The sequence below is a fragment of the Bacillus sp. JJ1503 genome (assembly GCF_036965125.1).
GTDB lineage: Bacteria > Bacillota > Bacilli > Bacillales > Cytobacillaceae > Cytobacillus.
In genome coordinates this window covers 1-1,979 of record NZ_JBALOZ010000334.1, presented here as the reverse complement: position 1 = coordinate 1,979, position 1,979 = coordinate 1, and the positions used below count along the sequence as shown (strand labels likewise).

General features: G+C 32.6%; 2 protein-coding genes. Both read left to right on the top strand.

Translation table 11 applies throughout. From position 1 onward, the window contains the following. Nucleotides 1-292: 292 nt before the first annotated feature. On the top strand, nucleotides 293-1,237 hold the full coding sequence (spoIIGA, locus tag V7149_RS21750) for a sigma-E processing peptidase SpoIIGA (protein WP_335347683.1): 945 nt from the start codon (nucleotides 293-295) through the stop codon (nucleotides 1,235-1,237). A 32-nt stretch (nucleotides 1,238-1,269) separates the two neighbouring features. Then, on the top strand, nucleotides 1,270-1,979 hold a 710-nt coding region (gene sigE / locus V7149_RS21745; RefSeq protein WP_335347682.1), incomplete at its 3' end, for an RNA polymerase sporulation sigma factor SigE.

Below are 1,979 nucleotides of genomic sequence, written 5' to 3'. Positions count from 1 at the left end.
TATCAATTGTTTTTTGATCTAACATTCTGAAAAACCCCTTTACTCTATTATCATCGTCATTATAGTGGAATAAAGAATTCGAAAGTGTGATTTGAATCACACTTTTTTAGACCAAAAGTGTCTAGTTTGTGAAAAGCTAAATATTGACAAAATTCGAAAGGAATAGTGGAAATTTCTATCTTTTTGATTACAGAAAGTGACACACTTTATCTTATAGGGTACGTTATACTTTTTTTAAAAGATTACTAGGTGTCATATATTTGTTCCTACCAATCTATAAGGAGGAAGAAGATTGGAGGTTTATTTAGATATTATTTGGGCTTTAAATCTTTTATTTGATAGCCTGTTGCTTTACTTAACTGCTGTTATCTTAAAAAGGGATATAAGGCTTTGGAGGCTTTTTACAGGGGGATTAATTGGGTCTGCCATAATTTTGTTATCCCTTACTCCATTGAACACGTTCTCATCACATCCATTTGCTAAATTGTTATTCTCTATTTTCATGATTTTAACAGTGTTTGGTTATAAAAGGCTTCGCTACTTTATTAACGGTTTGATGACTTTTTATTTAATAACGTTTTTAATTGGCGGAACACTGATCGGTGTGCATTATTTTATCAAATTTGACTTTCAGCTTTCTTCCTCGGTTATGCTTGCAAGTGTTAAAGGGTTTGGGGATCCAATCAGCTGGGTATTTGTATTAATTGGTTTTCCATTAGCCTGGCATTTTTCTAAACGTAATATGGATCAAATTGACATGACAAAAATCCAATATGATACTTTAATTAAGGTCATTGTTTCAATAAATGGTGAAATATTCAGGTTTAAAGGTCTAATTGATAGCGGAAACCAGCTTTATGATCCAATTACTAAAATGCCCGTCATGTTTATTTCATTAAAAAACAGGGTTGAGGAATTTCCAGAGGATATAGTAAAAATGGCCCGAAATCCAGAAAATATCATTCTAGGTGAGGAAATGATATCTTCAGATTGGGAGTACAGAATGAGAATTGTTCCATACAAAGTAGTTGGACAAGAACACCAGTTAATTATTGCAATTAAGCCTGATTACATTGAATTAGAAAAAGAAAATGAATTAATGAAGGTAGAAAAAGGTCTTATTTCTTTTTCAATGCAGCAGCTGTCCGCAGATGATGCATTTCAATGCATTGTACATCCTAAGATGCTTACGACTACAAAAAAGGTTAATACAGAGGCATATGTAAAGCATGCATAGTAACACATTTCTATTTAGGAGGAGGATATTTCATGAAACGGTTAAAACTTCGCTTATCATACTATTGGTATAAATTATTAATGAAGCTTGGACTTAAAACGGATGAAGTATATTATATTGGCGGAAGCGAAGCATTGCCCCCTCCTCTTAGCAAAGAAGAAGAGGAACTGTTATTAGAAAAACTTCCGAATGGTGATAAAGCAGCAAGATCCATTTTAATTGAAAGAAATTTAAGGCTAGTTGTTTATATAGCTAGGAAATTTGAAAATACAGGAATCAATATTGAGGATTTAATTAGTATTGGCACCATTGGCCTTATTAAGGCTGTTAACACCTTTAATCCCGAAAAGAAAATAAAGCTTGCTACATATGCGTCACGGTGTATAGAAAATGAGATATTAATGTATTTAAGAAGAAATAATAAAATTCGTTCAGAGGTTTCCTTTGATGAGCCATTAAATATTGATTGGGATGGAAATGAATTGCTTTTATCAGATGTATTAGGTACGGAGGAAGATATTATTACTAAGGACCTCGAAGCAAATGTAGATAAGAAACTCTTATCAAAAGCATTGCATCAGTTATCTGATAGAGAAAAGCAAATTATGGAACTGCGGTTTGGACTAGGAACTGGGGAAGAGAAGACCCAAAAGGATGTAGCTGATATTCTGGGCATTTCACAATCGTATATTTCAAGATTAGAAAAGCGAATAATAAAGCGGCTTAAAAAAGAAATTAATAA